The following is a 1036-nucleotide window of genomic DNA, read 5'->3' as shown; positions in this document are numbered from 1 at the left end:
GGCGCCGAGCCAGGCCCCGCCGCCGCCGAGCGCGGTGGCCGCCCCCAGTCCCGCCGCGAGTTTCACATCGCCCGCGCCCATCGCCGCGGGCCGCAGCAGGTGCAGGCACAGGTACGCCCCCGCCAGCAGTCCCCCGCCCCACAGTGCGGCCGCCGCATGCCCGCTGGCGGCGGCGACCGCGAGGATCGTCGCCGCGCCCGGGAGGGTGAGTACGTCCGGCAATCGCATGGTCCGCAGGTCGATGACGCCGAGGACCGCGCACCACCCGGTGAGCGCCAGCGCCCCGAGCGCCGCGGGCGCCCGGTCGGCACCCGCGCAACGGCAGGCCGTTATGACGCCGACGAGGCATACCGCCGCCGCATACCCGACCGCTCCCCGCGCACCGGGATGCACGATCCGTATTCCGCCGCTGCGGCGCTCTCCGCATGCCCTCGTGGGCAGCTCGCATTCCCCCATGTGCCGCTCGCATTCCCCCATGTGCCGCTCGCATTCCCCCATGGACGCCATCGTGCCCCGGCCGTGCGCCGCCGACCGGGTGCCGGCGTCCGGCCGAACCGGGGATATGCACAAACCTGTGGACAGCCGGAACGTGTCCACAGCCCGCCGCACGTCCGGCGCTGCCGGTTTGGCCGGTGCCCGGTATCAGTCCAGCGCCGCCGCCATAGCCGCGCGCGGGGCGGGCCGGCCGGTGAACTGCTCCACCTGGCCGTACGCCTGCCCGAGAAGCATCGTCAGCCCGCCCACCACGACGCCCCCGCCGTCCAGGACGGCGCGGGCGGCCGACGTCGGCCACGGGTGGTAGGCGACGTCGAGGAACCGTCGGGCTGCGGCCAGTGCATCCGCCTGTGCGGCGGCCGCGTCGCCGGGCAGCGTGCTGATCACGGCGGGGGCCTGCGCACAGGCCTCGGCGAAGCGCGCCGTCCCGAGGACCACCACGTGCGGCACGAGCCCCGCGCGCCGGGCACACGCGGCGGCCCCGGTCGCCCGCGCGGTGTCTCGCACCGCGAGGATCACTTCGCGGGCGCCGCGGTCGGCG

General features: G+C 76.7%; 1 protein-coding gene and 1 pseudogene. Both read right to left on the bottom strand.

Annotated features, from left to right (window positions below):
- The coding region (locus tag JJ683_RS18690) for an A24 family peptidase (protein ID WP_242474874.1) at positions 1-498 on the bottom strand (498 nt) is incomplete at its 3' end.
- Between the two features lie 144 nt (positions 499-642).
- A pseudogene (locus tag JJ683_RS18685) lies at positions 643-1036 on the bottom strand (shikimate dehydrogenase); the annotation flags it as partial.

Origin of the sequence: Tomitella cavernea (assembly GCF_016599145.1) — a bacterium.
In the GTDB taxonomy this organism is placed as follows: domain Bacteria; phylum Actinomycetota; class Actinomycetes; order Mycobacteriales; family Mycobacteriaceae; genus Tomitella; species Tomitella cavernae.
This window is presented reverse-complemented; position numbering and strand designations above follow the sequence as displayed.